Origin of the sequence: Burkholderia sp. HI4860, from assembly GCF_002223045.2 — a bacterium.
Taxonomy (GTDB): Bacteria; Pseudomonadota; Gammaproteobacteria; order Burkholderiales; family Burkholderiaceae; genus Burkholderia.
Genome location: NZ_NKFO02000003.1, coordinates 2690416 through 2713913, shown reverse-complemented (window position 1 = coordinate 2713913; position 23498 = coordinate 2690416). Strand labels below are relative to the sequence as shown.

The following is a 23498-nucleotide window of genomic DNA, read 5'->3' as shown; positions in this document are numbered from 1 at the left end:
CGGTGCCGTTTGTGGCCAAAGGGCCGGATGCCGTACTCGACGGCATCCGGCCCTTTCTCATTTCATCGTGCGCCGCCCCGGCGGCCGCGCGATCAGGACGCCTTGGCGGCCTTCTCCGGCTTCTCTGCCTTCGGCGCCCGGCGTTCGGCCCATTCGACGATCGGCCGCCACTGTTCGAGATCCTTCTCGACGCGGCTCTTCGCGACGTCCCACAGCGTCAGGCCGTGCGCGGCGATCTGCACGTAGTTCTGCGTGTCGCGCACGTAGCCGAGCACCGGCAGGCCGAGCCCTTCGACGAAGCGGTGAAGCTGGTCGGACGAGCGCGTGCGCGCATCGACCCGCATCCCGACGATCCCGACCTCGACGCTGCCCTTGCGCACGGCCTTCTCGCCGGCGAGGCGCTCCAGAAACTGCTGCGTGGCCAGGATATCGAACATCGACGGCTGCAGCGGCACGATCACCTTGTCGGCCAGTTGCAGCGCGACGTTGAGCCGGTTGCCGTGCAGGCCGGCCGGCGTATCGATCACCGCATATTCGAGGCCGCGCGGCGGCTTCGTCGGCGCGTCCGGGTCGAGTTCCCATGCCTCGATCGGCGGCAATCCGGCCGGCCGCAGGTCGAGCCACGCATGCGCGGACTGCTGCCGGTCCAGGTCGGCGAGCGCGACCCACGCGCCCTGCGCCGCGAAATAGCCGGCAAGATTGGTGGACAGCGTGCTCTTCCCCACGCCGCCCTTCGGATTCGCCACCACGATCACCGTCATGAATTCCCCCGAAAAAGCCGCGCGGCGCCCGCCGCCTGGCAGGCGCCGCTCGATTGCGGATACAGGGAGCGATGATATCGGCAAACGGGGTGTCACCGGAACGGGTTGCGCCGCCCCGGGCAGGATTACTTACCCGTTACCCACGCTGAACCGCGGCCTCCCGTGCGCCGAGCGCGAACGCGCCGCCGCCCAGCAGCGCCTGTACGGCGAGCGTGACGGCCCAGAACGCCGGATATTCCCAGCCGCCGTGCGGTGACGCGAAGCTCCAGCCGTTCGGCAGATGCGTCGCGGTTGCGCCGAGCATGAACGGCAGCAGCACGAGTGCGGCGACGCGCACACGGAAACCCGCGAGCAGCGCCAGGCCGCCGGCCAGTTCGACGAACGTCGTCAGGTACGCGAGCCAGCCCGGCAGGCCGATCGACGCAAAGAACTGCGCGGTGCCGGGCAGCGTGAAGACGAATACCTTCTGCGCGACGTGCGCGAGGTACAGCACGCCGAGCGCGACGCGCAGCAGGGTCGCGGCGAAATCGTTGAGGCGATTGGGGTTCATGGCGAATTCCTTCGTGAGTGGTGTGAATGGACTGCACTCTATTCGAATCAATTCGACCGATAAACACGCCAACTCGCTTTAATTGATTCCCATATGGAGTTAATCGGAACATAAAAAGGGGCATGACCGATCATGCCCCGCGACCCTGCGTCAGTAACCGCTCTTGCCTTGTGTGGCGTCGCCGGAACCGGACTGGCTGCCGCCCGGTGCGGACGAATCGCACGCGTGCGCCACCGCCGACGCGCCCAGCAGCGCCGCGAGCAGCACGCTCCACCACCATCGAGCCTTCATCGTCGCACTCCTCCAGGCGGACCTCCGCCCTTCTGTGTTGTATGCGATCCGGCGCAAAAAGCGAGCACGGGCGGGCCTCGCGTCAACGAAACTCGGCATACAGCGCATCGAGGTCGAGATGGTTCGCGAACGTGTCGGCCAGCCGTTCGAGCGATGCCTCGCGCAGCGCCGGATAGTCGATGCGCTCCGCGCCGTCGAGCCCGGCCCACGCGAGCAGCGCCGTGCAGGCGTCGGGCGAGTCGAACAGCCCGTGCACGTAGGTCGCGAGGATCTGGCCGTCGTCGGACACCGCGCCGTCGGGACGTGTGCCGTCCCGCGCGGCGTCGGCGGCCAGCGCCAGCGCGGGCGACGCGAGTGCGGGCCCGTGCGTATCGCCCATGTGGATCTCGTAGCCGCGCACCGCGGCCGCGCCCGGCAGCGCGAGCTGCCCCGTCACGTTCTTCAGTGTCTTGTCGGGCTGAAGCGTCGTGTCGAAATCGAGGAGCCCGAGCCCCGGCACGCTGCCGGGCGCGCCTTCGAGGCCGAGCGGATCATCGAGCGTGCGGCCGAGCATCTGCATCCCGCCGCAAATGCCGATTACCTTGCCGCCGTAGCGCAGGTGGCGACGGATCAGCGCGTCCCAGCCCGCGTCGCGCAACCACGCGAGATCGCGCTGCACGCTCTTCGAACCGGGCAGGATCAACAGGTCGGCGTCCGGTACGGGGCCGCTCTTCCAGTACGTGAATTCGACCTGCGGATGCGCGCGCAGCGGATCGAAATCGGTGTGGTTGCTGATGCGCGGCAGCGCCGGCACGACGACGCGCAGCACGCCGGCGCCGCCCCGTGCGGCGGCGCTGCGCGCCTGGGCGGGCAGCATGTCCTCGGCGTCGAGCAGCAGCCCGTGCAGGTACGGCAGCACGCCGAACACGGGCTTGCCCGTCTGCGCGCGCAGCCAGTCGAGCCCCGGTTCGAGCAGCTTGAAATCGCCGCGGAAGCGGTTGATCACGAAGCCGCGCACGCGCGCACGCTCGCTGTCCGACAGGCACGCAAGCGTGCCGACCAGATGCGCGAACACGCCGCCGCGGTCGATGTCGGCGACCAGCACGACCGGGCAGTCGACACGTTCGGCGAAACCCATGTTCGCGATGTCGCCATCGCGCAGGTTGATCTCGGCCGGGCTGCCCGCGCCTTCGACGATCACCGTGTCGTAGCCGGCGCGCAGGCGCGCGTACGACTCGAGCACCGCGTCGAACGCGACCGGCTTGTAGTCGTGATACGCACGCGCATTGAGGTTCATGCGTGCCTTGCCGTGAATGATCACCTGGGCGCCGCGATCGCTCGTCGGCTTCAGCAGCACGGGGTTGAAATCCGTATGCGGCGCGACACCCGCGGCCAGCGCCTGTAGCGCCTGCGCGCGGCCGATCTCGCCACCGTCGGCCGTCACCGCGCTATTGAGCGCCATGTTCTGCGGCTTGAAGGGCGCCACGCGCGCGCCGGCGCGGCGTGCGAGCCGGCACAGGCCGGCAACCAGCGTGCTCTTGCCCGCGTCGGACGTCGTGCCCTGGATCATCAGCGTGCCGCGCGGCCGCGGCTCGGGTGCATTCATCGTGTAAAGGTCGTCGCGAAGCAAAGGCCGCATTATCCCCCGCGCCGCCCTGCCCGCGCCGTTACAATCACGCGATGATTCCGCACGACCTCACCTTCGTCCTCGGCGGCGCGCGCTCGGGCAAGAGCGCGCATGCCGAGCGGCTCGCCGCCGACAGCGGCCTCCCCGTCACCTACATCGCGACCGCGACCGCCGCCGATGCCGAGTTCGCGGAGCGCATCGCGCACCATCGCGCGCGCCGGCCGGCCGACTGGGGTTTCGCCGACGCGCCCGTCGATCTCGCCGGCACGCTCGCACGGCTCGACGATCCGCGCGCGTGCCTGCTCGTCGACTGCCTGACGCTGTGGCTCACGAACCTGCTGTGTCCCGCCGAAGGTGAACCGCTCGACGATGCGCAGTACGCGGCGCAGGTCGACCGGCTCGAGCACGCGTTGCGCGGCGCGCGCGCGAAGGTGATCGTCGTCAGTAACGAAATCGGGCTCGGCGTCGTGCCGCTCGGATCGGTCACGCGCCGCTACGTCGACGAACTCGGGCGCCTGAACCAGCGCGTCGCCGCGCTCGCGACACGCGTGACGCTGCTCGTCGCCGGGCTGCCGCTCGACCTCAAGACGGGAGCACCGTCATGCTGATGCTGTCGCTGCCCGTCGTTGCGATGTTCGCGGTCGCGGCCGCGATCGTCGACCGCGCGATCGGCGAACCGGCCGGCTGGCACCCGCTCGTCGCGTTCGGCCGCCTCGCCGCGCGCATCGAAGGCGCGCTGAATACGGGCCGGCGCGGCCGCGTGGTCGGCGTCGCCGCGTGGGCCGCGGCGGTCGTGCCGCCGGTCGCCATCGCCGCATGGCTCACGACCGTGCTGCCGTGGCCGCTCGCGGCCGCGCTGCATATCGCGCTGCTGTGGTTCGCGCTCGGCGCGAAAAGCCTCGCCGACCACGTCGCGCCGATCGCTGCCGCGTTGCTGCGGCATGACCTCGGCGCCGCCCGCGCGCTGACCGCGCGCATCGTGTCGCGCGACACGAGCGACGCGGACGAAGGCGCGCTGTCGCGCGCGGCCGTCGAATCCGCGCTCGAGAACGGCAACGACGCGATCTTCGGCGCGCTGTTCTGGTTCGTCGTCGCAGGCGGCCCCGGCGCGCTGCTGTTCCGGCTCGCGAACACGCTCGACGCGATGTGGGGCTACCGCACGCCGCGCTTCCTGACCTTCGGCTGGGCCGCCGCGCGCCTCGACGACGCGCTGAACTGGATTCCCGCTCGCCTCACGGCCGCGAGCTACGCACTGCTCGGCGACACGGCCGCCGCATGGCGCTGCTGGCGCACGCAGGCGCGCCACTGGGACAGCCCGAACGCGGGACCGGTGATGGCTGCCGGCGCCGGCAGCCTGAACGTGCAGCTCGGCGGCCCGGCCGTCTATCACGGCGAGATCGAAGACCGTCCCGCGCTCGGCACCGGCGCCACGGCGACCGCCGCCCACATCGTCGCCGCGCTGTCGCTCGTCACGCGCACGCTCGCCCTGTGGCTCGCGCTGCTGGTCGCGAGCGGCGCACTCGCCATGGCCACCCATCATGTCTGACACCCGCATCGCACACGGCGGCAACCTGCACGAAGCCGCGCGCCGCCATGGCATTCCGTACGACGCGTGGCTCGACCTGTCGACCGGGATCAATCCGGTCGGCTATCCGGTGCCGCCCGTCCCGGCCGACGCGTGGCGCCGGCTGCCCGACGACGGCGACGGCCTCGCGGCCTGCGCCGCGCAGTACTACCAAGCGCCCGATTCCGCACACGTGCTGCCGGTTGCCGGCAGCCAGGCCGCGATCCGCGCGTTGCCCGCATTGCTACCGACCGGCGACGCCGGCGTCGCGGCGCTCGCGTACGGCGAATACGCGCCCGCCTTCGCGCGCCACGGCCATCGCGTCGTCGCGCTCGACGTCGACGCGGATACGCTGCCTGCGACGCTGCGTCACGTCATCATCGGGAATCCGAACAATCCGACCGCCGACTTCGTGCCGGCCGAGCGCCTGCTCGATTGGCACGCGCAACTGGCCGCGCGCGGCGGCACGCTGATCGTCGACGAGGCATTCGCCGATACGGGCGCGACGCGCTCGCTCGCGCCGCACGTCGATCGTCCCGGGCTCATCGTGCTGCGTTCGGTCGGCAAGTTCTTCGGGCTCGCCGGCATCCGCGCAGGCTTCGTGCTCGCCTGTCCTGACCAGATCATCGCGCTGCGCGACCTGCTCGGCGCATGGACGGTTAGCGGCCCCGCCCGCCACGCGGTCGCCGCGGCGTTCGCCGACCGCGCATGGCAGGCCGCCGCCCGCGAACGGCTCGCGGCCGACGGCGAGCGGCTGGCCGCGTTGCTGCGCGCGCATGGCTTCGCGGTTCGGGCGACACCGCTCTTCAGCTGGACCGACGACCCGCGCGCTGCCGCGCTGCATGCGGCACTCGCCGCACGCGGGGTCTGGACGCGGCACTTCCCGTCCCCGTCGAGCGTACGCGTCGGCTTGCCGGGCAGCGAAACGGAATGGCAGCGCCTCGGCGACGCGCTCGCGCACTGCGTGCCGACGCTGCAACGGGAATCCGCGTGAGTTCGTCCCTGTTTCGCCGGCCCGCGCCCGTCGCGTTGCTGGCCGCGCTCGCTTACGCGCCACTCGCCCACGCCGATGTCACGACACGCGACGACGCCGGCAATACCGTCACGCTGCCGGCACCCGCGCAGCGCGTGATCAGTCTCGCGCCGCATGCGACCGAACTCGTCTACGCGGCCGGCGGCGGCGCGAAGCTCGTCGGCACCGTCACGTACAGCGACTATCCGCCCGCCGCGCAGGCGATACCGCGCGTCGGCGACAACAAGGCGCTCGATCTCGAGCGGATCGCCGCGCTGAAGCCCGACCTGATCGTCGTCTGGCGACACGGCAATGCCGAGCGGCAGACCGACGCGCTGCGCGCGCTGCACATCCCGCTGTTCTTCAGTGAACCGAAGCATCTCGACGACGTAGCGTCGTCGCTGCGCCGGCTCGGCACGCTGCTCGGTACGCAACCGGCTGCCGATGCGGCCGCGGCCGCCTATACGCGCGACATCGCGGCACTGCGCACGCGTTACTCGGCACGAGCGCCCGTCACGATGTTCTTCCAGGTCTGGGATCGGCCGCTGATGACGCTCAATGGTGCGCACCTGATCAACGACGTGATCGAGCTGTGCGGCGGCCGCAACGTGTTCGCGTCGCTCAAGCCGCTCGTGCCGACCGTCACCGACGAGGCCGTGCTCGCGGCGAATCCGGAGGCAATCGTGACGACCAGCACGGGTACGACGCGCTCCGACGAACCGCTGCCGAGCCTGGCGCGTTGGCGCACGTGGCCCGCACTGACGGCCGTGGCACGCAATAACCTGTTCTCGATCGACGGCGATCTGCTGACACGGCCTTCGCCGCGGATCGCGCAGGGCGCGGCCGCGCTGTGCGAGGATCTCGATGCCGCGCGTGCGCGGCGGGCGGCACGCTGATTTCCGGTGACTTGCGCGTTCATCGCGTGCCAGATGCCTGAGACGACTTGACCGCGCGCTGCGTCGTTCACACGCAGTGGCCAGCGTGGCTATTCGTCCCAGTGCATCACGTCCCACGTTCGCGCGGCAGCATCCGCCCGCAGCCAGACGACACCCCCTGTCGGTACGGGCCGCGACAGCAATGTATCGAGCGGCACGCGCAATACATGCGATGCAAACGCACGGATCACACCCGCGTGCGTGACGACCCACTGCGGCCGGTCGAACTGCGCCACCGCGTCGGCTCGTCGCGCGACCCGCGCGGCAAACCGTGCAACGCTTTCGCCGCCATGTGCGCACGCATGCATCAGGTCGGCCGCCCACGCATCGAGCGCCGCGCGATCGATATCGTCCCAGCGCCGCATTTCCCACGCGCCGAAATCCATTTCCTGCCAGTCCGCGTCGCGCAGCAGCGGCACGTCGCATGCCTGCGCGAGCCGTTCGGCAACCGACGCGCAGCGCATCAGCGGGCTCGTCCAGACCTGTTCGGGAAGCGGCGCGCCGATAGCAGACAGATGCGTACGCACCGCCGTCGCCCCGGCCTCGGCCGGCGTGGCGAGCGGCACGTCGCTGCGTCCGTAGCAGATGCCCGGCTCGATGCCGACGGCCGGATGACGGATCAGGACGACGTCCATCCGAGCACCACGAGATAGATCGCCAGTTCGCACAGTTGCTGCGTGAAGCCGAGACAGTCGCCCGTATAGCCGCCGATCCGCTTCACGAAATAGCGGGCAGCCCACGCGCGCACGAGCACGAGCGCGACGCATGCGGCGACGCCCATGCGCCAGTCGGGCCAGAACAGCCAGGGCAATCCGAACAGCGCCGCGACGCATGCCGCGCGTGTACCCATCCGTTGCGCGACCGGCTTCGCCTTGCCTTCGGGCCGCACGTAGTCGAGCGTCATCAGCAGGCTCACCGCCGCCGCGCGGCTCGCCGCGTGCGCGGCGATCATCGTCCACGCGGCACGCAACGGCAGCATGGACGCAAGCGCCTGCCATTTCACGCCGAGCGAGATCACGAGCGCGACCGCGCCGAACGTGCCGATCCGCGAGTCGTGCATGATGCGCAGCACGTCGTCGCGCGTGTAGCCGCCGCCGAACGCATCGCAGCTGTCGGCCAGGCCGTCCTCGTGAAAGGCGCCCGTGGCGAGCAGCGTTGCGGCCATCGACAACCCGACCGCGATCGACGGCGGCAGCGCGCGCAACGCTGCGAGATACACGAGCGCGCCCCACGCGCCCACGCATGCGCCGACGAGCGGGAAATAGCGCGCGGCCTGGTCGAGATCGCCGGCCGCGTAGCCGATCGCGCGCGGCACGGGCACGCGCGTGAAATAGCCGAGCGCGACGAAGAAGTAGCGCAGTTCGGCCCGCACGCCGCGCGCGCGATCAGGCGTCACGATTGTCGACGCCGGCGGACTCGAAGCTCGCCATCTCCGTGAGGAAGGCGGCCGCCGCCCGCACGAGCGGCAGCGCGAGTGCGGCGCCCGTGCCTTCGCCGAGCCGCAGGTCCAGTGCGAGCAGCGGCTTCGCGCCGAAATGCTCGAGCATGCGCCGGTGCCCGGCCTCGTGCGACGTATGCGAGAACACGCAGTAGTCGCGCACGCCGGGCGCGATGCGCTCGGCGACGAGCAGCGCGGCCGTCGCGATGAAGCCGTCGACGAGGATCGTCATCCGCGCGCTCGCGGCCGCGAGATACGCGCCCGTCATCATCGCGATCTCGAAGCCGCCGAACGTCGCGAGCACATCGAGCGGCGCGATCGCGTGCGAGTGCTTGACCAGCGCGCGGCCGAGCACCGCGCGCTTGTGCGCGAGGCCCTGGTCGTCGAGGCCCGTGCCGCGCCCGACACACGCGTCGATCGGCACGTCGAGCAGGCGGCTCATCAGGCACGCGGCCGACGACGTGTTCGCGATCCCCATCTCGCCGAAGCCGATCACGTTCGTGCCGAGCGACGCATGCAGGCGCACGCGCGCCGCGCCGGCCGCGAGCGCCGTCATCGCCTCGTCGCGCGTCATCGCCGGCTCTGCCGCGAAGTTGCGCGTCCCGCGCGCGACCGGCAGCGACACGAGCCGGTCGGACAGCGGCAGCGGCGACGCAACCCCCGCATCGACGATCTCGAGCGTGCTTTGCGCCACGCCCGAGAACGCGTTGATCGCCGCGCCCCCGGCGAGGAAGTTCGCGACCATCTGCGCGGTCACCGCTTGCGGATAAGGACTCACGCCCTCGGCGGCGATCCCGTGATCGCCGGCAAATACGATCATCACGGGGCGCTGCACGACCGGCCACTCGGTGTGCTGGATCAGGCCGATCTGCAGCGCGATCGCCTCGAGCTGGCCGAGGCTGCCGGGCGGCTTGGTCTTGTGGTCAATCACGTGCTGCAGGCGCTTGCGCAGCACCTCGTCGAGCGGCGCGATCGCAGGCGGGAAGGAGGTCGGGGTCGTCATCGAAAAGCCGTGTCGTTGGCGCGGTGTGCGCCGCGCATCGGAAAAGAAAGGGTCATTGTCGCTCGGGCCACGCCGGCAGCAGCGCATCGCGGCCGTTCTCGCGGATCAGCACGAGCGGATAACCGAACGCGTCGCTCGCGCGCTCGGGCGTCAGCACGTCGTGTACGGGGCCGGCCCACGCGTGGCCGCGGCCGTCGAGCAACAGCGCATGTGTCGCGAAACGCCGCGCGAGATTCAGATCATGGCACGAGAACAGCACCGTGCGCGGGCCCGCGTCGACCCATGCGGCCAGCGCGGTCAGGCAATCGATCTGGTGATGCAGGTCGAGATGCGCGAGCGGCTCGTCGAGCAGCATCGACGGCGCATCCTGGCACAGCGTCGCGGCCAGCGCGACGCGCTGCCGCTCGCCCCCCGACAGCGACAGCACGTCACGCGACGCGAGCGCCGTGAGATCGAACGTCGCCAGCGCGTCGCGCGCGGCCGCGTGGTCGCCATCGCGCTCCCAGCCCCAGCCGCCGAGATACGGAAAGCGGTTGAGCAGCACCGTGTCGAACACGGTCGCGCTGAATGCGTCGTGCAGTTGCTGCGGCATCAGCGCGCGGCGCTGCGCGAGCTGCTCGGGTCGCCATGCGGCGAGCGGCCGGCCGTCGATCTCGACGTTTCCGCCGGCCGGCGGCTGCAGACCCGCGAGGGTCGCGAGCAGCGTCGTCTTGCCCGCGCCGTTCGGCCCGGCGACGCACCAGATCTCGCCGGGACGAAACACCTGGGTGAAGCCGTCGAGCAGCGTACGCGCGCCGGCCTTCAGCGTCAGGCCGACGGCCGCGTAGTGCATGTCGCCGGCCGTGGCGTGCAGTGCGGCCCCCGTCATCGCATCGGTCTCCTCAACAACATCCACAGGAACACCGGCACGCCGATCAGCGCGGTCATCACGCCGACCGGCAGTTGCGCAGGCGCGATCACGGTGCGGGCGAGCAGGTCGGCCGCCATCACGCCGCCGCCGCCCGCGAGCATCGCGGCGGGCAGCAGCATGCGCTGGTCGTTGCCGAAGGCGAGCCGCAGCGCATGCGGCACGACGAGGCCGACGAAGCCGATCGTGCCGGCCGTCGTCACGGCAGCCGCGGCGGCCAGCGACGCGACGAGATAGATCCGCACGCGCAGGCGCGCAACGGGCACGCCGAGCGCGAGCGCGGTCGCGTCGCCGCGCAGCAGCACGTTCAGTTGCGGCGCGGCCGGCAGCGCGACGCAGGCGGCCAGCAACAGCGCCCCCCACGCGAACCACGGCGCGGTCACGCCGTTCAGGTCGCCGGTCAGCCAGAAGATGATCCCGCGCAGCCGGGCATCGGGCGCGAGCGACAGCAGCAGCGTGACGAGCGCGCCCCACCCGGCCGCGATCACGACGCCCGTGAGCAGCAAACGCGGCGACGCGTCGCGCGAATCGCCGCGCCCCAGCTCGCGGCGCGCGAGACCGAGCACGAGCGCGACCGACACGAGCGAGCCGGCGAACGCCGACGCATCGACGAGCCACCACGCGCCGCCCGCGATCATCGCGACGAGCGCGAAGCCGGCCGCGCCACCCGACACGCCGAGCACGTACGGCTCCGCGAGCGGATTGCGCAACAGCACCTGCAGCAGTGCACCGGCCAGCGCGAGCAGCGCGCCGCATGCGAAGCCGGCGAACGCGCGCGGCAGGCGCAGCGTGCGGACGATATCGGCGAGCAGCGCGTCGCCGCCATGCGGCACGAGCGACGCGAGCGCCTGCCATGGCGACATCGGCACGCTGCCGATCGACAGCGACGCGACGAACAGCAGCGCGACCGCCGCGGCCAGCGCGGCCCAGATCGCGCTGGCGCGCGCGGCGCTCATGCCGCGCACGGCGCCGCGCACGACATGCGGCGCATCCGCTGGCGGCAGCGGGCCGGTCGTGACGTGAGCGCCGCGCGGACGATTGGGGTCAGCATCGAAGAAGATTCCGTGAAGCATTGCGCGCCCCGCTTCCCCGCAGGCCGCGCGTCACGAAGCCCGTGCGGGCTCCCCGTCTCGGCCGGTATCCGGGCTGGCGGCGGTCCGGCTCGCCTTCCCGCGCGATGACGCGCAGTGGCCCGCGTCCGCATGCAGGAGCTGCACGCGAAACGCGCCCGAGCCGGCCTGCGTCACGAGACGCGGCCGCTTACCGTTGCGGGGGCAGCGCAGGTTGGCGGGCTTGCGGCGCCCGCGCCCTGCTTCCCGTTTAACCGCGCGTTCCACGCGCGAGCACCGAGGCGGCGCCAGTTTAGGAGCGGGTCGCGCGAGCGTCAAGGAAGCGTCCGGACACGCACGGGACGCGCTGATTCGCGGCAAGAAGCAGGGGTGTTACGACTGGAAACGTTACAGATGTCGGATTGCGCGTTATTCCGCGCTAAAATGCTGGGTCTTTAGAGGACGCAGCAAATGCTCAACGAACTCGAAACCCTATCTCAAAATATTGGCCGTCTGATTTCGCTGAACAAGCGCTATCACTCGGAACGGCTCGCGCTCGAGGAGCAGGTCGCGCAATTGCGCGCGGATGCGGACGCTGTCCGCGCGGAACTCGCGCAACTGCGCGATGAACGCAATGCACTTGCGGCCGAGCGTGACACGCTGTCGGCAAAGATCGACGACGCCCAGGTGAAACTGAACGCGATTCTCGAAAAGCTGCCGCGCTCGAAAAATGCGGAGCAAGCCGACAACCAGCTCGACCTGCTGGATGCGCAGGCGCGTACGGATGGCGATGACGCGGCCAGCCATGGAGAACATGCATGAGCACCAAGCAGATCGAAGTCTCGATTCTCGGTCAGGCCTATCGGCTCGCCTGCTCGGCCGAGACCGAAGCGGCGCTGCTCGAAGCGGTCGCGCGCGTCGACGCCGAAATGTCGAAAATCCGCTCGAACAGCTCGGTACGCGGCACCGATCGCATCGCCGTGATGGCGGCGCTGTCGCTCGCGTCCGAATTGCTGCGGCTGCAAACGAGCGTGCGGCACGGTGAAGCATTTCCCGCGGAGGAAATCCGTCGTACAATGCACCAGATGAACGAACAGCTCGGCGCGGTGCTCGCACAGCACGAGACGCAGTAACGTTTTAATCGATGCGTCGATTCCCCTTGATCTCGGCGATCAACGGTGGTCAAATTGGCGCATCGAATCACAGTTCAGTCAGCTTCCCTGCCTGGTTCGCCAAGGTCATATATTCCTTGAACCAATGCCATGTGCACGGTTGCGGAAATTTGTAGCACGGGCGCGCGCGTCACTCTGTCTGATGTACCCGAAGTGCTGCTAACTGCGACCAATTCTGAACCTCAGGTTCAGGATGCCGGCCTAGCGGCCAAGGCGGGGGCCTATCCAACGGCATCGGGCGAAGCCCGGTGCCGTTTTCTTTTGTAGCAGCCTCTTTCTGCGTCGATCACGATCCATGCAATACTGGCTGATGAAGTCCGAACCGGACGAAGCAAGCATCGACGATCTCGCCAACGCACCGCAGCGCTCGCTGCCGTGGACCGGCGTGCGCAACTATCAGGCGCGCAATTTCATGCGCGACACGATGAAGATCGGCGATGGCGTGCTGTTCTATCACTCGAGCTGCCCCGAGCCGGGCATCGCGGGCATCGCCGAAGTATCGTCGACGCCCTACCCCGACCCCACGCAGTTCGATCCGACAAGCCCCTATTACGACCCGAAGTCGACTCGGGAAGCACCGCGCTGGCTGCTCGTCGACGTGCGCTTCGTGAAAAAATCGCCGCTCGTGCCGCTTGCGGCGCTGCGCGAACACGACGAACTCGCCGACATGCGCGTGCTCGCGCGCGGCAACCGGCTGTCGATCACGCCGGTCACGCGCGCCGAATGGCGCTTCATCACCGAAAAGCTGATGAAGTAGGCGCACGCCAAAGGTCAAATCTGGTCAGGATGCACTGCCGCAACGGAACTCGCGGCACTTTCGCGTGGCCTAAGCAACCGCTGTCGGCCGATCCGGCCGGCTGTCGTTTTTTTCGTCGCGCGGTACGCCCGCGTCGTGCACGCGCAATCCGCGTGCACGCCCTCGCACCAGGAGTCCAACAATGACCAAGAAATCCGCACTCGCGCTGTCGCTCGCCCTTGCCGCCGCCGTTCCCGCCGCGCTGACGCTCGCGTCGACCGCCGCGCACGCGCAAACCGCGAACCCGCACTTTCCGGAGCCGGCAGGCGTGCTGTCGCTGTCGTCGCAGGCCAGCGCGGACGTGCCGCAGGACATCATCCACATCACGCTGTTCTACGAGCAGCAGGCGAAGGACCCGGGCAGCCTCACCGCGCAATTGAACCAGCGCGCCGATGCGGCGCTGTCGCAGGCGAAGGGCGTATCGGGCGTCACCGCCCACACGGGCGCCTTCTCCGTGTACCCGAGCACCGATCGTGACGGCAAGATCTCCGCATGGCGCGGTCGTACTGAAGTCGCGCTCGAATCGCGCGATTTCGCTGCCGCATCGAAGCTTGCGGGTCAATTGTCGAACCTGATGCAGGTCGCGAACGTCGAGTTCTCGCTGTCGCCCGAAGCGCAGCGCGCGGCCGAGCAGAAGCTGACGACCGAAGCGATCAAGTCGTTCCGCGCCCGCGCCGACGAAGCCGCGAAGGCATTCGGTTACGGCAGCTACACGATCCGCGACGTGAACGTCGGCGGCGGCCGCAACGTACAGCCGTACCCGCGCATGATGGCGATGGCCGCGGCGCCGATGGACAGCGCGAAGATGAGCGCACCGATCGCGGTCGAAGGCGGCAAGGCCACCGTGTCGGTCACCGTCAACGGCTCCGTGCAGATGAAGTAACGCGCAGCGCACGGCAGTCCGAAATGAAAAACGCCGGCCCGAGGGCCGGCGTTTTGTTTACCTGCAGGGTATCGATGCACGCGCCGATCGCACGTGCATCGGCATCGCATCACGCAGCGGCATTTGCCGCGCGGCGGCGATACGCCCAGACCATCAGCGCGACGCCCGCGAGGATCATCGGCAACGACAGCCACTGCCCCATCGACAGGCCGAGCGCGAGCAGGCCGAGGAAGTCGTCGGGCTCGCGTGCGAACTCTACCGTGAAGCGTGCGAGGCCGTAGCCGATCAGGAACAGCGCGGACACGGCGCCCATCGGCCGCGACTTGCGCGCGAAGAAGAACAGCGCGAAGAACAGCGCGATGCCTTCGAGCGCGATTTCATAGAGCTGCGAAGGATGGCGCGGCAGCATCTGGTATTGCATGAATACGTCGGCAAGATGCCACTTTTCGACGAGCTCCGGATGCTTCGGCAACCATGCCGCATCGTCGCGCATCGCGCCCGGGAACAGCATCGCCCACGGTGCCGAAGGGTCGGTCACGCGGCCCCACAGCTCACCGTTGATGAAGTTGCCGAGCCGGCCGGCCGCGAGCCCCGTCGGCACCATCGGCGCGACGAAGTCGGTGACCTGCAGCCAGTGGCGCTTGCGCTGCCACGCGAACAGCATCATCGCGAGCGTCACGCCGAGGAAGCCGCCGTGAAACGACATGCCGCCTTCCCACACCTTGAATACGTCGAGCGGATGCGAGAAGTAGAAATCGGCCTTGTAGAACAGCACATAGCCGAGCCGGCCGCCGAGCACGGTGCCGAGCACGCCGTAGAACATCATGTCGTCGATGTCCTTCGCGGTCCAGCCCTGCGCCGCGACGTGCGGCAGCTTCAGCCGGATCCGGCCGACGACGATCGCCGCGATGAAGCCGACGAGATACATGAGCCCGTACCAGCGCACGGCCAGCGGCCCGAGATGGATCGCAACGGGGTCGAAATTCGGGTGAATGATCATGGGTTAGCGAAGAAGTTTTCGAATGCGGTACGGCCGTCGCAAACGCGCCGCACCGCGCGTTGGACGGCACCGGCGCGTCATCGTTCACGTCACGAGGCGAGGCCCTGCGCGCGCACGACGTCGATGAAGCCGGCCAGCACGGGGCTCACGTCACCGGTGCGCCACACGAGGCCTGTCTCGACGACCGGCGCGTGATCGGCAAGCGGCCGGTAGACCACGCCGGTGCGCCGCAGGTTACGCAGCGATTGCGGCACCAGTGCGACGCCCATGCCGGCCGACACGAGGCTGACGATCGTCTGCATCTGGATCGCCTCCTGGCCGATGTGCGGCGTTGCCCCCGCCGCGCCGTAGCAGCCCGTAATGATGTCATAAAAGCCGGGCGCCAGACGACGCGGAAAGATCACGAGCGGCAACGCGGCAACCTCGGCGAGACGAACGGGCACGTCTTCCGGCGCCTCGCTCGCCGCGGCCGGCATCGCCACCACCAGCGGCTCGCGCATGACGGGCAGGTACGACAGCCCGGCCGCGTGGCGCGGCGGCACGGGCGGAATGACGAGCCCCGCGTCGATGCGGCCCGCGACGAGCTCGTCGATCTGCACGTCGCTCGTCGCCTCAGTGAGTTGCAGCCGCACCTGTGGATAGCGCGCGCCGAACGCCCGCAGCAGCGCGGGCAGCAGCCCGTAATCGGCGGTCGACACGAACGCGAGCGACAGCGAGCCGGCCTCGCCGCGCGCGAGCCGTCGCGCCAGCGGCGGCAACGCATCGGCCGCTGCAAGCAGCCGGCGCACGTCCGGCAGCAGCGCCGCCCCGACCGCCGTCAGCGCCACCGAGCGCTTGGTGCGCGAGAACAGCGCGACGCCGAGCGCATCCTCGAGCGCACGGATCGCCTGCGACAGCGGCGGCTGCGTCATCGACAGGCGTTCGGCCGCGCGGCCGAAATGGCGCTCGTCGGCGACGGTCACGAAATAGCGCCACTGGCGCAGGTCGGGAGTCGGATCGGCCATGGCTTTCTCATTCGAAGAACGACTTAATAAGCGACAAATAATATATTGGACATCCCAATCCGGACACTCCATGCTTGATTGATCCGAACCGGCGCGCCGCTCGACGGCGTTGCCCCGACAACGATGGAGTCCCCCATGGCTTACAACCGTCGCTCGAAGCACATCACGCAAGGCGTGGCCCGCTCGCCGAACCGCTCGATGTATTACGCCCTCGGCTACCAGAAGGACGATTTCGACAAGCCGATGATCGGCATCGCGAACGGCCATTCGACGATCACGCCGTGCAATTCCGGCCTGCAGCGCCTGTCGGACGCGGCCGTCGCGGCCGTGAAGGCGGCCGATGCGAACCCGCAGATCTTCGGCACGCCGACGATTTCGGACGGCATGTCGATGGGCACCGAAGGCATGAAGTACTCGCTCGTGTCGCGCGAGGTGATCGCCGACTGCATCGAGACCTGCGTGCAGGGGCAATGGATGGACGGCGTGGTGGTCGTCGGCGGGTGCGACAAGAACATGCCGGGCGGGATGATCGCGCTCGCGCGCCTGAACGTGCCGGGCATCTACGTGTACGGCGGCACGATCCGCCCCGGCAACTGGAAAGGCCGGGACCTGACGATCGTGTCGTCGTTCGAGGCAGTCGGCGAGTTCACCGCGGGCCGGATGTCGCAGGAGGATTTCGAGGGCGTCGAGCAGAACGCCTGCCCGACGTCGGGGTCGTGCGGCGGAATGTACACCGCGAACACGATGAGCTCGTCGTTCGAGGCGCTCGGGATGTCGCTGCTGTACTCGTCGACGATGGCGAACCCCGACCAGGAGAAGGTCGATTCGGCTGCCGAATCGGCGCGCGTGCTCGTCGAAGCCGTGAAGCGCGACCTGAAGCCGCGCGACATCATCACGAAGAAATCGATCGAGAACGCGGTGTCGGTGATCATGGCGACGGGCGGCTCGACCAACGCGGTGCTGCACTACCTCGCGATCGCGCACGCGGCCGAGGTCGACTGGACGATCGAGGACTTCGAGCGCATCCGCAAGCGCGTGCCCGTGATCTGCGACCTGAAGCCGTCGGGGAAGTACGTCGCGACCGACCTGCACCGGGCCGGCGGGATTCCGCAGGTGCTGAAGATCCTGCTCGACGCGGGCCTGCTGCACGGCGACTGCATGACGATCACCGGCCGCACGCTCGCCGACGAACTGAAGGACGTGCCGAGCGTGCCGCGCGCGGACCAGGACGTGATCTTCACAATCAACCGCGCGCTGTACAAGGAAGGCCACCTCGCCATCCTGAAGGGCAATCTCGCGGAAGACGGCGCGGTCGCGAAGATCACCGGCCTGAAGAACCCGGTGATCACGGGCCCGGCACGCGTGTTCGACGACGAGCAGAGCGCGATGGATGCGATTCTCGGCGACCGGATCCGCGCCGGCGACATCCTCGTGCTGCGCTACCTCGGCCCGAAGGGCGGCCCCGGCATGCCGGAAATGCTCGCGCCGACGTCGGCGATCATCGGCAAGGGGCTCGGCGAATCGGTCGGCTTCATCACCGACGGCCGCTTCTCGGGCGGCACCTGGGGGATGGTGGTCGGCCACGTCGCGCCCGAGGCGTTCGTCGGCGGCACGATCGCGCTCGTGCAAGAGGGTGACTCGATCACGATCGACGCGCACCAACTGCTGCTGCAACTGAACGTCGACGACGCGGAACTCGCGCGCCGTCGCGCCGCATGGCAACAGCCGGCGCCCCGCTACACGCGCGGCGTGCTCGCGAAATTCGCGGCGCTCGCCCGCCCGGCGAACCAGGGCGCCGTCACCGGTTGATCCGGGCACGTCGAGACATGCGACCCCGATAAACATGGCCGCCGGGGGAACGCGCAAAACGCGCTTTCCCTTTGCTTCTATAATGCGCGGACCATGTAGCCGGCCGTCCCCGCCGGCGGAGAACCGCATGAAACACTCGATATTGCGCGTCCTGCTCGCCACACTGCTGATCGGCAGCGGGGCAGCGGCGCGCGCCGACCAGGCCGACGGGCTCGCGCTGGCTCAGCGCAAGAACTGCATGGCCTGCCACGCGATCGGCAAGCCGCTGATGGGCCCGTCGTTCCACGACATCGCCGGCAAGTATGCGCCGCGCGGCGACGCCGTCGATTACCTTGCCCAGTCGATCGTGAAAGGCAGCGTCGGCGTATGGGGCGGCGTGCCGATGCCCGCCAATACGCAACTGACGAACAGCGAAGCCCACACGCTCGCGCAATGGGTGCTGTCGGTGCGCTGACCGGCACGCCCGGGCCGACTAGCCAACCTGCCGGATTCCGCCGACTGGCGGGCATGCCCGGCTCACCCGCGCAGTACCCCGCCGGTAGCCTCACCGGCCTTTACTGAGATCGCACCCCGCTTTTCAGCGAAACGCCCGTTGCTTAGCCGGAATGACCGGCGCGGCGCCGTGCGATCTCTTCGTCGACCGCGTCGCGGACCCAGCCCATCACCTCGGTTTCCAGCGCCAACGCCACTTCGCGCGTGATCTGGCCGACCAGCCAGGCCGAGTGCTCATGCAGCGCATCGCGACAGCGGGCTTCGATCGCGTCGCGCCCTTCCCCGGTCAGATAGTTCGTCAGGCGATTGCGCAGGCGCTCGGCGATGTGCTGCGCATCTTCCGGCGTCAGCCCGGCTGCGGCAGCCGGCACTTCAGGCTGCAGCGCAGCGACTGGTACGACGGCCTCCGGCATGTGGGCTTCACGGGCGTGCCCCACTGACTCATGCGCCACCGCAGCGAACGCATGTTGCGTCGCATCGCTATCGGCCAGCGACGATTGCAGCGGCGCACGCATGGCCGCCGAATCTTCGGCGACCACGTGCTCCGCGGCGCCGGGTTCGGCCGGCGCATCGGTCTCGCCCATCGCTGCCGCGGCAGCCGTCGCCACGTCGCCCGGCAGTTCGACCGCCGGCACGTGCGGCGTCGGCACGCGTTCGACCACGACGGAATCGGGGTCACGTTCACTTTGGATGGAATCGGCCGGCGCCGCATCTACGGCGGGCGGCGCGACCACGTCGGTGAGCACCGGAATCGCCGCGCGGGCGGGCGGCTGCGGCGCGTCGGGCGCGGGCGAGCGCGCCGGCACCGGCTTGCCCGGCACCAGCACGTCGGTCAGCGTCGGGATCGAGGATGAATCGGCTTCGGTCACGGGAACACTCCGTTGACGGTTGCGGCTAGCTGCCCTGCTTGTAGTTGTTCAGCGCGTAGCCGCGGTCGCGGTAGAACCGGTAGCGGTCGCGGCCCGCGGCCAGCTCGTCCGGCGCATTGCCGACCACTTCGAGCAGGCGCTCGAAGCGGGCGAACTGCGCGGGCACGGCCGCGCCGAGGTTCAGCAGCACGTGATGATGCGGCGCGCGGTCGAGATCCGCGGCCAGCACGATCGGCGTGCCCGCTGCGTGCTCGCTGTCGACACCGCAATGCGGGATGAAATCGAGCGGCGAGAACGTCCAGAGCCGCTCGTCGAGCGCGCGCAGGCGCGCGGGCTCGGCGAGCACGACGACCGGCTGCCCGGCCAGGTAGGCCTTGCGCAGCAGCCGGCACGCGTACGCGAGCGAATCGCCGACGTTCGAGTGGAAATCGATCCGCGTCATTGCCCGCGTACCCGCAGCGTCGTCAACACCGCCATCACTGGCCGGCGCGGTCGATCAGGAACTGCGCGAGCAGCGGCACCGGACGGCCCGTCGCACCCTTCGCCGCACCACCCTTCCATGCGGTGCCCGCGATGTCGAGGTGGGCCCACGGATAGCTCTCGGTGAAGCGCGACAGGAAGCACGCGGCCGTCACGGCGCCGGCCGGGCGCCCGCCGATGTTCGCGAGATCCGCGAAGTTCGACTTCAGCTGATCCTGGTACTCGTCGTCGAGCGGCATGCGCCATGCCGGGTCGTTCGCTTCGCGCGATGCGTCGAGCAGTTCGCCCGCGAGCGCGTCGTTCGTCGAGAACAGACCGCTGTTGTGGCCGCCCAGCGCGATCACGCACGCGCCCGTCAGCGTGGCAACGTCGATCACCGCAGCCGGCTTGAAGCGCTCGGCATACGTGAGCGCGTCGCACAGGATCAGACGGCCTTCGGCGTCGGTGTTCAGCACCTCGATCGTCAGGCCCTTCATGCTGGTGACGATGTCGCCCGGCTTCGTCGCGTTGCCGCCCGGCATGTTCTCGCAGGTCGGCACGATCGCGACGACGTTGATCTTCAGGCCCATCTCGGCGACCGCACGCATCGTGCCCAGCACGGAACCCGCGCCGCACATGTCGTACTTCATCTCGTCCATGCCCTCGCCCGGCTTCAGCGAGATGCCGCCCGTGTCGAACGTGATGCCCTTGCCGACCAGCACGACCGGCGCGGCCTTCGCGGCGGCGCCCTGGTAGTGCAGCACGATGAACTGCGGCGGCTCGACCGACGCGCGCGCGACCGACAGGAACGAGCCCATCTTCAGCGCCTGGATCTGCTTGAGGCCGAGCACTTCCGCCTTCAGGCCCCAATCCTTCGCGATCTTCTTCGCGGTGTTGCCGAGGTAGGTCGGCGTGCAGACGTTGCCCGGCAGGTTGCCGAGGTCGCGGGTGAGATCCATCCCGTTCGCGAGCGCGACGGCCTGCTTGACCGCGACCTTCGCGGCCTTTTCGTCGGACGGATCGACGCTGAACACGACACGCTTGAGCGTGTGCGACGCCGGCTCCGGCTTGCTCTTCATCTGCGTGAAGCGGTAGGTCTCGTTGCGCAGCGCGAGGATTGCCGCGCGCACGCCCCAGTCGGAGCTGCGCTCGTCGACCGGCAGTTGCGCGAGCGTGAACGTGACCTGGACGACCTTGGTCGCCAGCAGCGCGCGCCATGCGGCCGTCACGGCATCGTTATAGGCTTTCTGATTGAAAGCATCCTGCTTGCCGAGGCCGACGAGCAGCACGCGCGACGCGCCGATGCCCGACACTTCGTGCAGGAACAGCGTCTTGCCGCGCTTGCCGTCCATGTCGCCGGCCTTGATCACGCGCGAAATCAGCCCCTTGGTGGCCGTGTCGATATCGAGCGCCGCGCCCGACAGGGTCTGCGCCTCGAAGATGCCGAGCACGATGCAGTCGGACTTCCCGGTCAGGAACCCCTTCGCCTCGCCTTTGCTCCAATCACAGCCTTTTATGCTAAAGTCCATCGCGCTTGTCCTCGGATAAAATCTGGGCTAAGGATGAAAGCCGCAATTATCCGCTATTTTTCCCGTGGCGGCGCGAGCGCTCCACCACGCGTGCGCAGCCTCCCGCCCTCTTCTCATCAAGAATGATCTTCGAACGCTCCCTCCAGCGCGAGCTTGCGTATACGGCTGGCGCCGTGTTCATGGTGCTGCTCACGATCATGCTCACGACGATGATGATCCGCATCGTCGGCTACGCCGCGTCCGGTGAAATCGATCCGCGGGACGTCCTCGTGCTGATCGGCCTCACGGTGATCGGCTACCTCGCCGTGATGCTCGTCGTCACGCTGTTCGTGTCGATCCTGTTCGTGCTGACCCGGTGGTACCGGGACTCCGAAATGGTCGTGTGGCTCGCGTCCGGCGTGAGCCTCACGCGCCTCATCAAGCCGATCGGCGTGTTCGCCACGCCGATCATCCTGCTGATCGCCTTCTTCGCGTTCGTCGGCTGGCCGTGGTCGAACCAGCAAAGCAAGATGATCAAGGCGCGCTTCCAGCAGCGCGACGAGATCTCGCTGCTCGCGCCGGGCCAGTTCCGCGAATCGGCGTCGAACCACCGCGTGTTCTTCATCGAGAAGATGACGCCCGACCAGAGCAAGGTGCAGAACGTGTTCGTGACCTCGACCGAGAACGGCAAGGTCAACGTGGTCGTGTCGCAGACGGGGCACACGGAAACGCGCGACGGCAGCCGCTTCGTCGTCCTGGAGGACGGCCGCCGCTACGACGGCACGCCCGGCCAGCCGAACTTCAAGATCATGGAGTTCGAGCGCTATGGCGTGAAGATCACGAGCACCCCGGTCACCAACGTGCAGACCACCAACAGCACGCCGACCCCGGACCTGCTGCGCAACCCGACGAACGACAACCTCGCGGAATTCGCGTGGCGCGCGGGGCTGCCGCTGATCGCGATCAACCTGATGGTGCTCGGCATCCCGCTGTCGTACCAGAACCCGCGCCGCAGCCGCACGATCAACCTCGTGATGGCCGTGCTGATCTACCTCACGTACTCGAACCTGCTGAACGTCGTGCAGTCGCAGATCGAGCAGGGCAAGATGTCGTTCGGCGTCGGTCTCGTCGGCCTGCATCTGGTCGTCGCGGCGATCGTCGCGTTCATCTTCTGGTTGCGCGTGCGCAATCGTCCGCTGTTTACACGCGCGCTGTTCGGCCGCTCGGGAGCATGATCGATGCGGCTCTATGAAAAGTACTTCGCGCGACAGATCTACGTCACGTTCGTCTTCATCCTGTTCGCGTTCTCGGGCCTGTTCTTCTTCTTCGACCTGATCAGCGAACTGAACTCGGTCGGGCACGGCAACTACAAGTTCGGCTACGCGGTGCTGCGCGTCGCGCTGCAGACCCCGTCGCGCTTCTACGAAATCATCCCGGTCGCCGCGCTGATCAGCGCGATCTACGTGTTCGCGCAGATGGCCGCGAACTCGGAATTCACGATCTTCCGCGTGTCGGGCCTCGCGACCAACCAGGCGCTGCGCTCGCTGCTGAAGATCGGCGTGCCGCTCGTGATCGTCACCTACCTGATCGGCGAATTCGTCGGCCCGTACGCCGACCAGCTGTCCGAACGCGTGCGGCTGCAGGCGCTCGGTGCATCGGTGTCGTCGAACTTCCAGTCGGGCGTGTGGGTGAAGGACACGCTCGCGGCCCGTGAAAACGGCGAGCAGGTCACGCGCTTCGTCAACGTCGGCAGCCTGTCGCCCGACTCGACGATCAGCAACGTGCGCATCTACGAATTCGATTCGAAATTCCAGCTGCGCAACGTGCGGATCGCGCAGACGGGCCGCTACGAGCCGCCCGGCCACTGGCTGCTGAAGGGCGTCAACGAAACCGAGCTGACGCCGATCAAGCCGATCGCCGGCCAGCCGGCCGACGCGCTGAACCCCGTGTACCGGTCGCAGCAGGTATCGCTGCCCGAATACCGGCTGCGCTCGGACCTGACGCCACAGATCCTGTCGGTGCTGCTCGTGTCGCCCGATCGCATGTCGATCATCAACCTGTTCCGCTACATCCAGCATTTGCGCGAGAACCAGCAGGACACGCAGCGCTACGACATCGCGCTGTGGCGCAAGCTGCTGTATCCGTTCGCGGTGTTCGTGATGCTCGTGCTGTCGCTGCCGTTCGCGTACCTGCACACGCGTGCCGGCGTGGTCGGCGTGAAGGTGTTCGGCGGCATCATGCTCGGCATGAGCTTCCAGCTCCTCAACACGCTGTTCTCGCACATCGGCACGCTGAACACGTGGCCCGCGCCGCTCACCGCGGCGACGCCGGGCCTGATCTATCTCGCGCTCGGCCTGTTCGCGCTCAAGTGGGTCGACCGGCACTGAGCG

Annotated in this window: 26 protein-coding genes, 1 other RNA gene and 1 riboswitch; of the genes, 13 read left to right on the top strand and 14 right to left on the bottom strand. The window is 68.6% G+C overall.

The window, feature by feature from the left end:
• Positions 1-92 precede the first annotated feature (92 nt).
• The 4 genes from CFB34_RS27915 to CFB34_RS27900 all read right to left on the bottom strand — a co-directional run bounded on the left by CFB34_RS27915 (position 93) and on the right by CFB34_RS27900 (position 3187).
• On the bottom strand, positions 93-761 hold the full coding sequence (locus CFB34_RS27915; protein WP_089440800.1) for a ParA family protein: 669 nt from the start codon (positions 759-761) through the stop codon (positions 93-95).
• A gap of 136 nt (positions 762-897) precedes the next feature.
• A complete protein-coding gene (locus CFB34_RS27910) occupies positions 898-1311 on the bottom strand; it encodes a DoxX family protein (protein ID WP_089440801.1) in 414 nt (137 codons plus the stop codon).
• Between the two features lie 150 nt (positions 1312-1461).
• Positions 1462-1602: a hypothetical protein gene (locus tag CFB34_RS27905; protein WP_174975942.1), complete on the bottom strand. Its 141-nt coding sequence runs from the start codon at positions 1600-1602 to the stop codon at positions 1462-1464.
• 82 nt (positions 1603-1684) lie between these two features.
• Positions 1685-3187: a cobyric acid synthase gene (locus CFB34_RS27900; protein ID WP_089440802.1), complete on the bottom strand. Its 1503-nt coding sequence runs from the start codon at positions 3185-3187 to the stop codon at positions 1685-1687.
• 74 nt (positions 3188-3261) lie between these two features.
• Between CFB34_RS27900 and cobU the strand changes: the two genes are divergently transcribed.
• The 4 genes from cobU to CFB34_RS27880 are packed head-to-tail and all read left to right on the top strand — an operon-like array spanning position 3262 to position 6680.
• Positions 3262-3816: a bifunctional adenosylcobinamide kinase/adenosylcobinamide-phosphate guanylyltransferase gene (gene cobU / locus CFB34_RS27895; RefSeq protein ID WP_089440803.1), complete on the top strand. Its 555-nt coding sequence runs from the start codon at positions 3262-3264 to the stop codon at positions 3814-3816.
• Positions 3810-4754: an adenosylcobinamide-phosphate synthase CbiB gene (gene cbiB, locus CFB34_RS27890; protein ID WP_089440804.1), complete on the top strand. Its 945-nt coding sequence runs from the start codon at positions 3810-3812 to the stop codon at positions 4752-4754. Before cobU ends, cbiB begins: the two co-directional genes overlap by 7 nt.
• Positions 4747-5766 carry a threonine-phosphate decarboxylase CobD gene (cobD, locus tag CFB34_RS27885; RefSeq protein ID WP_089440805.1) on the top strand — a complete coding sequence of 340 codons (1020 nt, stop codon included), beginning with the start codon at positions 4747-4749 and terminating at the stop codon, positions 5764-5766. The genes cbiB and cobD overlap by 8 nt, the downstream gene beginning before the upstream one ends.
• Positions 5763-6680 carry a cobalamin-binding protein gene (locus tag CFB34_RS27880; protein WP_089440806.1) on the top strand — a complete coding sequence of 306 codons (918 nt, stop codon included), beginning with the start codon at positions 5763-5765 and terminating at the stop codon, positions 6678-6680. Before cobD ends, CFB34_RS27880 begins: the two co-directional genes overlap by 4 nt.
• A gap of 89 nt (positions 6681-6769) precedes the next feature.
• Here CFB34_RS27880 and cobC read toward each other — a convergent pair whose 3' ends face one another.
• Genes cobC through CFB34_RS27855 form a run of 5 tightly spaced genes read right to left on the bottom strand, consistent with a single transcriptional unit; the run spans position 6770 to position 11140 of the window.
• On the bottom strand, positions 6770-7354 hold the full coding sequence (cobC, locus tag CFB34_RS27875; protein ID WP_089440807.1) for an alpha-ribazole phosphatase: 585 nt from the start codon (positions 7352-7354) through the stop codon (positions 6770-6772).
• Entirely contained in the window at positions 7339-8115 is a 777-nt protein-coding gene (locus CFB34_RS27870; RefSeq protein ID WP_089440808.1) for an adenosylcobinamide-GDP ribazoletransferase, read from the bottom strand. Before CFB34_RS27870 ends, cobC begins: the two co-directional genes overlap by 16 nt.
• Positions 8105-9160, bottom strand: coding sequence for a nicotinate-nucleotide--dimethylbenzimidazole phosphoribosyltransferase (gene cobT / locus CFB34_RS27865; protein WP_089440809.1), 1056 nt, complete (start codon positions 9158-9160; stop codon positions 8105-8107). The genes CFB34_RS27870 and cobT overlap by 11 nt, the downstream gene beginning before the upstream one ends.
• A gap of 52 nt (positions 9161-9212) precedes the next feature.
• Positions 9213-10028, bottom strand: coding sequence for an ABC transporter ATP-binding protein (locus CFB34_RS27860; RefSeq protein ID WP_089440810.1), 816 nt, complete (start codon positions 10026-10028; stop codon positions 9213-9215).
• A complete protein-coding gene (locus CFB34_RS27855) occupies positions 10025-11140 on the bottom strand; it encodes an iron ABC transporter permease (RefSeq protein ID WP_089440811.1) in 1116 nt (371 codons plus the stop codon). Before CFB34_RS27855 ends, CFB34_RS27860 begins: the two co-directional genes overlap by 4 nt.
• A 41-nt stretch (positions 11141-11181) precedes the next feature.
• A riboswitch (cobalamin riboswitch) is annotated at positions 11182-11433 on the bottom strand.
• Positions 11434-11587: 154 nt separating this feature from the next.
• On the opposite strand from CFB34_RS27855, the gene CFB34_RS27850 reads away from it, so the two are divergent.
• The 5 genes from CFB34_RS27850 to CFB34_RS27830 all read left to right on the top strand — a co-directional run bounded on the left by CFB34_RS27850 (position 11588) and on the right by CFB34_RS27830 (position 13967).
• Positions 11588-11938: an ATPase gene (locus tag CFB34_RS27850; protein ID WP_089440812.1), complete on the top strand. Its 351-nt coding sequence runs from the start codon at positions 11588-11590 to the stop codon at positions 11936-11938.
• Positions 11935-12249 carry a cell division protein ZapA gene (locus CFB34_RS27845; RefSeq protein ID WP_011352906.1) on the top strand — a complete coding sequence of 105 codons (315 nt, stop codon included), beginning with the start codon at positions 11935-11937 and terminating at the stop codon, positions 12247-12249. The genes CFB34_RS27850 and CFB34_RS27845 overlap by 4 nt, the downstream gene beginning before the upstream one ends.
• A gap of 81 nt (positions 12250-12330) precedes the next feature.
• Positions 12331-12512, top strand: a non-coding RNA gene (gene ssrS, locus CFB34_RS27840) — 6S RNA.
• A gap of 71 nt (positions 12513-12583) precedes the next feature.
• Positions 12584-13045, top strand: a complete 462-nt coding sequence (locus tag CFB34_RS27835; protein WP_089440813.1) for an EVE domain-containing protein — start codon at positions 12584-12586, stop codon at positions 13043-13045.
• A gap of 181 nt (positions 13046-13226) precedes the next feature.
• A complete protein-coding gene (locus CFB34_RS27830; RefSeq protein ID WP_089426114.1) occupies positions 13227-13967 on the top strand; it encodes an SIMPL domain-containing protein in 741 nt (246 codons plus the stop codon).
• Between the two features lie 109 nt (positions 13968-14076).
• Here the strand turns inward: CFB34_RS27830 and lgt are convergent, their stop codons facing one another.
• Both lgt and CFB34_RS27820 read right to left on the bottom strand, forming a co-directional pair.
• Complete coding sequence (gene lgt / locus CFB34_RS27825; protein ID WP_089440814.1) at positions 14077-14967, bottom strand: prolipoprotein diacylglyceryl transferase; 891 nt, start codon at positions 14965-14967, stop codon at positions 14077-14079.
• An 89-nt stretch (positions 14968-15056) separates the two neighbouring features.
• Complete coding sequence (locus CFB34_RS27820; RefSeq protein WP_089440815.1) at positions 15057-15971, bottom strand: LysR substrate-binding domain-containing protein; 915 nt, start codon at positions 15969-15971, stop codon at positions 15057-15059.
• Positions 15972-16106: 135 nt separating this feature from the next.
• Between CFB34_RS27820 and ilvD the strand changes: the two genes are divergently transcribed.
• Complete coding sequence (ilvD, locus tag CFB34_RS27815) at positions 16107-17780, top strand: dihydroxy-acid dehydratase (RefSeq protein WP_089440816.1); 1674 nt, start codon at positions 16107-16109, stop codon at positions 17778-17780.
• Positions 17781-17907: 127 nt separating this feature from the next.
• Positions 17908-18234: a c-type cytochrome gene (locus tag CFB34_RS27810; protein WP_089426118.1), complete on the top strand. Its 327-nt coding sequence runs from the start codon at positions 17908-17910 to the stop codon at positions 18232-18234.
• 142 nt (positions 18235-18376) lie between these two features.
• Here the strand turns inward: CFB34_RS27810 and CFB34_RS27805 are convergent, their stop codons facing one another.
• Genes CFB34_RS27805 through CFB34_RS27795 form a run of 3 tightly spaced genes read right to left on the bottom strand, consistent with a single transcriptional unit; the run spans position 18377 to position 21129 of the window.
• Complete coding sequence (locus CFB34_RS27805) at positions 18377-19141, bottom strand: DUF2486 family protein (RefSeq protein WP_089440817.1); 765 nt, start codon at positions 19139-19141, stop codon at positions 18377-18379.
• Between the two features lie 25 nt (positions 19142-19166).
• Positions 19167-19583: a DNA polymerase III subunit chi gene (locus CFB34_RS27800; RefSeq protein WP_039368072.1), complete on the bottom strand. Its 417-nt coding sequence runs from the start codon at positions 19581-19583 to the stop codon at positions 19167-19169.
• Positions 19584-19617: 34 nt separating this feature from the next.
• A complete protein-coding gene (locus CFB34_RS27795) occupies positions 19618-21129 on the bottom strand; it encodes a leucyl aminopeptidase (protein ID WP_089440818.1) in 1512 nt (503 codons plus the stop codon).
• A 122-nt stretch (positions 21130-21251) separates the two neighbouring features.
• Here CFB34_RS27795 and lptF point away from each other — a divergent pair, with 122 nt between their 5' ends.
• Both lptF and lptG read left to right on the top strand, forming a co-directional pair.
• On the top strand, positions 21252-22343 hold the full coding sequence (lptF, locus tag CFB34_RS27790; protein ID WP_089426121.1) for an LPS export ABC transporter permease LptF: 1092 nt from the start codon (positions 21252-21254) through the stop codon (positions 22341-22343).
• A 3-nt stretch (positions 22344-22346) separates the two neighbouring features.
• Entirely contained in the window at positions 22347-23495 is a 1149-nt protein-coding gene (lptG, locus tag CFB34_RS27785; RefSeq protein WP_089440819.1) for an LPS export ABC transporter permease LptG, read from the top strand.
• Positions 23496-23498 lie beyond the last annotated feature (3 nt).

Excerpts from the sequence above, each read along its gene's own strand:
- CFB34_RS27915 (WP_089440800.1), bottom strand. The coding sequence starts at position 761 with ATGACGGTGATCGTGGTGGCGAATCCGAAGGGCGGCGTGGGGAAGAGC.
- CFB34_RS27910 (WP_089440801.1), bottom strand. The coding sequence starts at position 1,311 with ATGAACCCCAATCGCCTCAACGATTTCGCCGCGACCCTGCTGCGCGTC.
- CFB34_RS27905 (WP_174975942.1), bottom strand. The coding sequence starts at position 1,602 with ATGAAGGCTCGATGGTGGTGGAGCGTGCTGCTCGCGGCGCTGCTGGGC.
- CFB34_RS27900 (WP_089440802.1), bottom strand. The coding sequence starts at position 3,187 with ATGAATGCACCCGAGCCGCGGCCGCGCGGCACGCTGATGATCCAGGGC.
- cobU (WP_089440803.1), top strand. The coding sequence starts at position 3,262 with ATGATTCCGCACGACCTCACCTTCGTCCTCGGCGGCGCGCGCTCGGGC.
- cbiB (WP_089440804.1), top strand. The coding sequence starts at position 3,810 with ATGCTGATGCTGTCGCTGCCCGTCGTTGCGATGTTCGCGGTCGCGGCC.
- cobD (WP_089440805.1), top strand. The coding sequence starts at position 4,747 with ATGTCTGACACCCGCATCGCACACGGCGGCAACCTGCACGAAGCCGCG.
- cobC (WP_089440807.1), bottom strand. The coding sequence starts at position 7,354 with ATGGACGTCGTCCTGATCCGTCATCCGGCCGTCGGCATCGAGCCGGGC.
- cobT (WP_089440809.1), bottom strand. The coding sequence starts at position 9,160 with ATGACGACCCCGACCTCCTTCCCGCCTGCGATCGCGCCGCTCGACGAG.
- CFB34_RS27860 (WP_089440810.1), bottom strand. The coding sequence starts at position 10,028 with ATGACGGGGGCCGCACTGCACGCCACGGCCGGCGACATGCACTACGCG.
- CFB34_RS27855 (WP_089440811.1), bottom strand. The coding sequence starts at position 11,140 with ATGCTTCACGGAATCTTCTTCGATGCTGACCCCAATCGTCCGCGCGGC.
- CFB34_RS27850 (WP_089440812.1), top strand. The coding sequence starts at position 11,588 with ATGCTCAACGAACTCGAAACCCTATCTCAAAATATTGGCCGTCTGATT.
- CFB34_RS27845 (WP_011352906.1), top strand. The coding sequence starts at position 11,935 with ATGAGCACCAAGCAGATCGAAGTCTCGATTCTCGGTCAGGCCTATCGG.
- CFB34_RS27835 (WP_089440813.1), top strand. The coding sequence starts at position 12,584 with ATGCAATACTGGCTGATGAAGTCCGAACCGGACGAAGCAAGCATCGAC.
- CFB34_RS27830 (WP_089426114.1), top strand. The coding sequence starts at position 13,227 with ATGACCAAGAAATCCGCACTCGCGCTGTCGCTCGCCCTTGCCGCCGCC.
- lgt (WP_089440814.1), bottom strand. The coding sequence starts at position 14,967 with ATGATCATTCACCCGAATTTCGACCCCGTTGCGATCCATCTCGGGCCG.
- CFB34_RS27820 (WP_089440815.1), bottom strand. The coding sequence starts at position 15,971 with ATGGCCGATCCGACTCCCGACCTGCGCCAGTGGCGCTATTTCGTGACC.
- ilvD (WP_089440816.1), top strand. The coding sequence starts at position 16,107 with ATGGCTTACAACCGTCGCTCGAAGCACATCACGCAAGGCGTGGCCCGC.
- CFB34_RS27810 (WP_089426118.1), top strand. The coding sequence starts at position 17,908 with ATGAAACACTCGATATTGCGCGTCCTGCTCGCCACACTGCTGATCGGC.
- CFB34_RS27800 (WP_039368072.1), bottom strand. The coding sequence starts at position 19,583 with ATGACGCGGATCGATTTCCACTCGAACGTCGGCGATTCGCTCGCGTAC.
- CFB34_RS27795 (WP_089440818.1), bottom strand. The coding sequence starts at position 21,129 with ATGGACTTTAGCATAAAAGGCTGTGATTGGAGCAAAGGCGAGGCGAAG.
- lptF (WP_089426121.1), top strand. The coding sequence starts at position 21,252 with ATGATCTTCGAACGCTCCCTCCAGCGCGAGCTTGCGTATACGGCTGGC.
- lptG (WP_089440819.1), top strand. The coding sequence starts at position 22,347 with ATGCGGCTCTATGAAAAGTACTTCGCGCGACAGATCTACGTCACGTTC.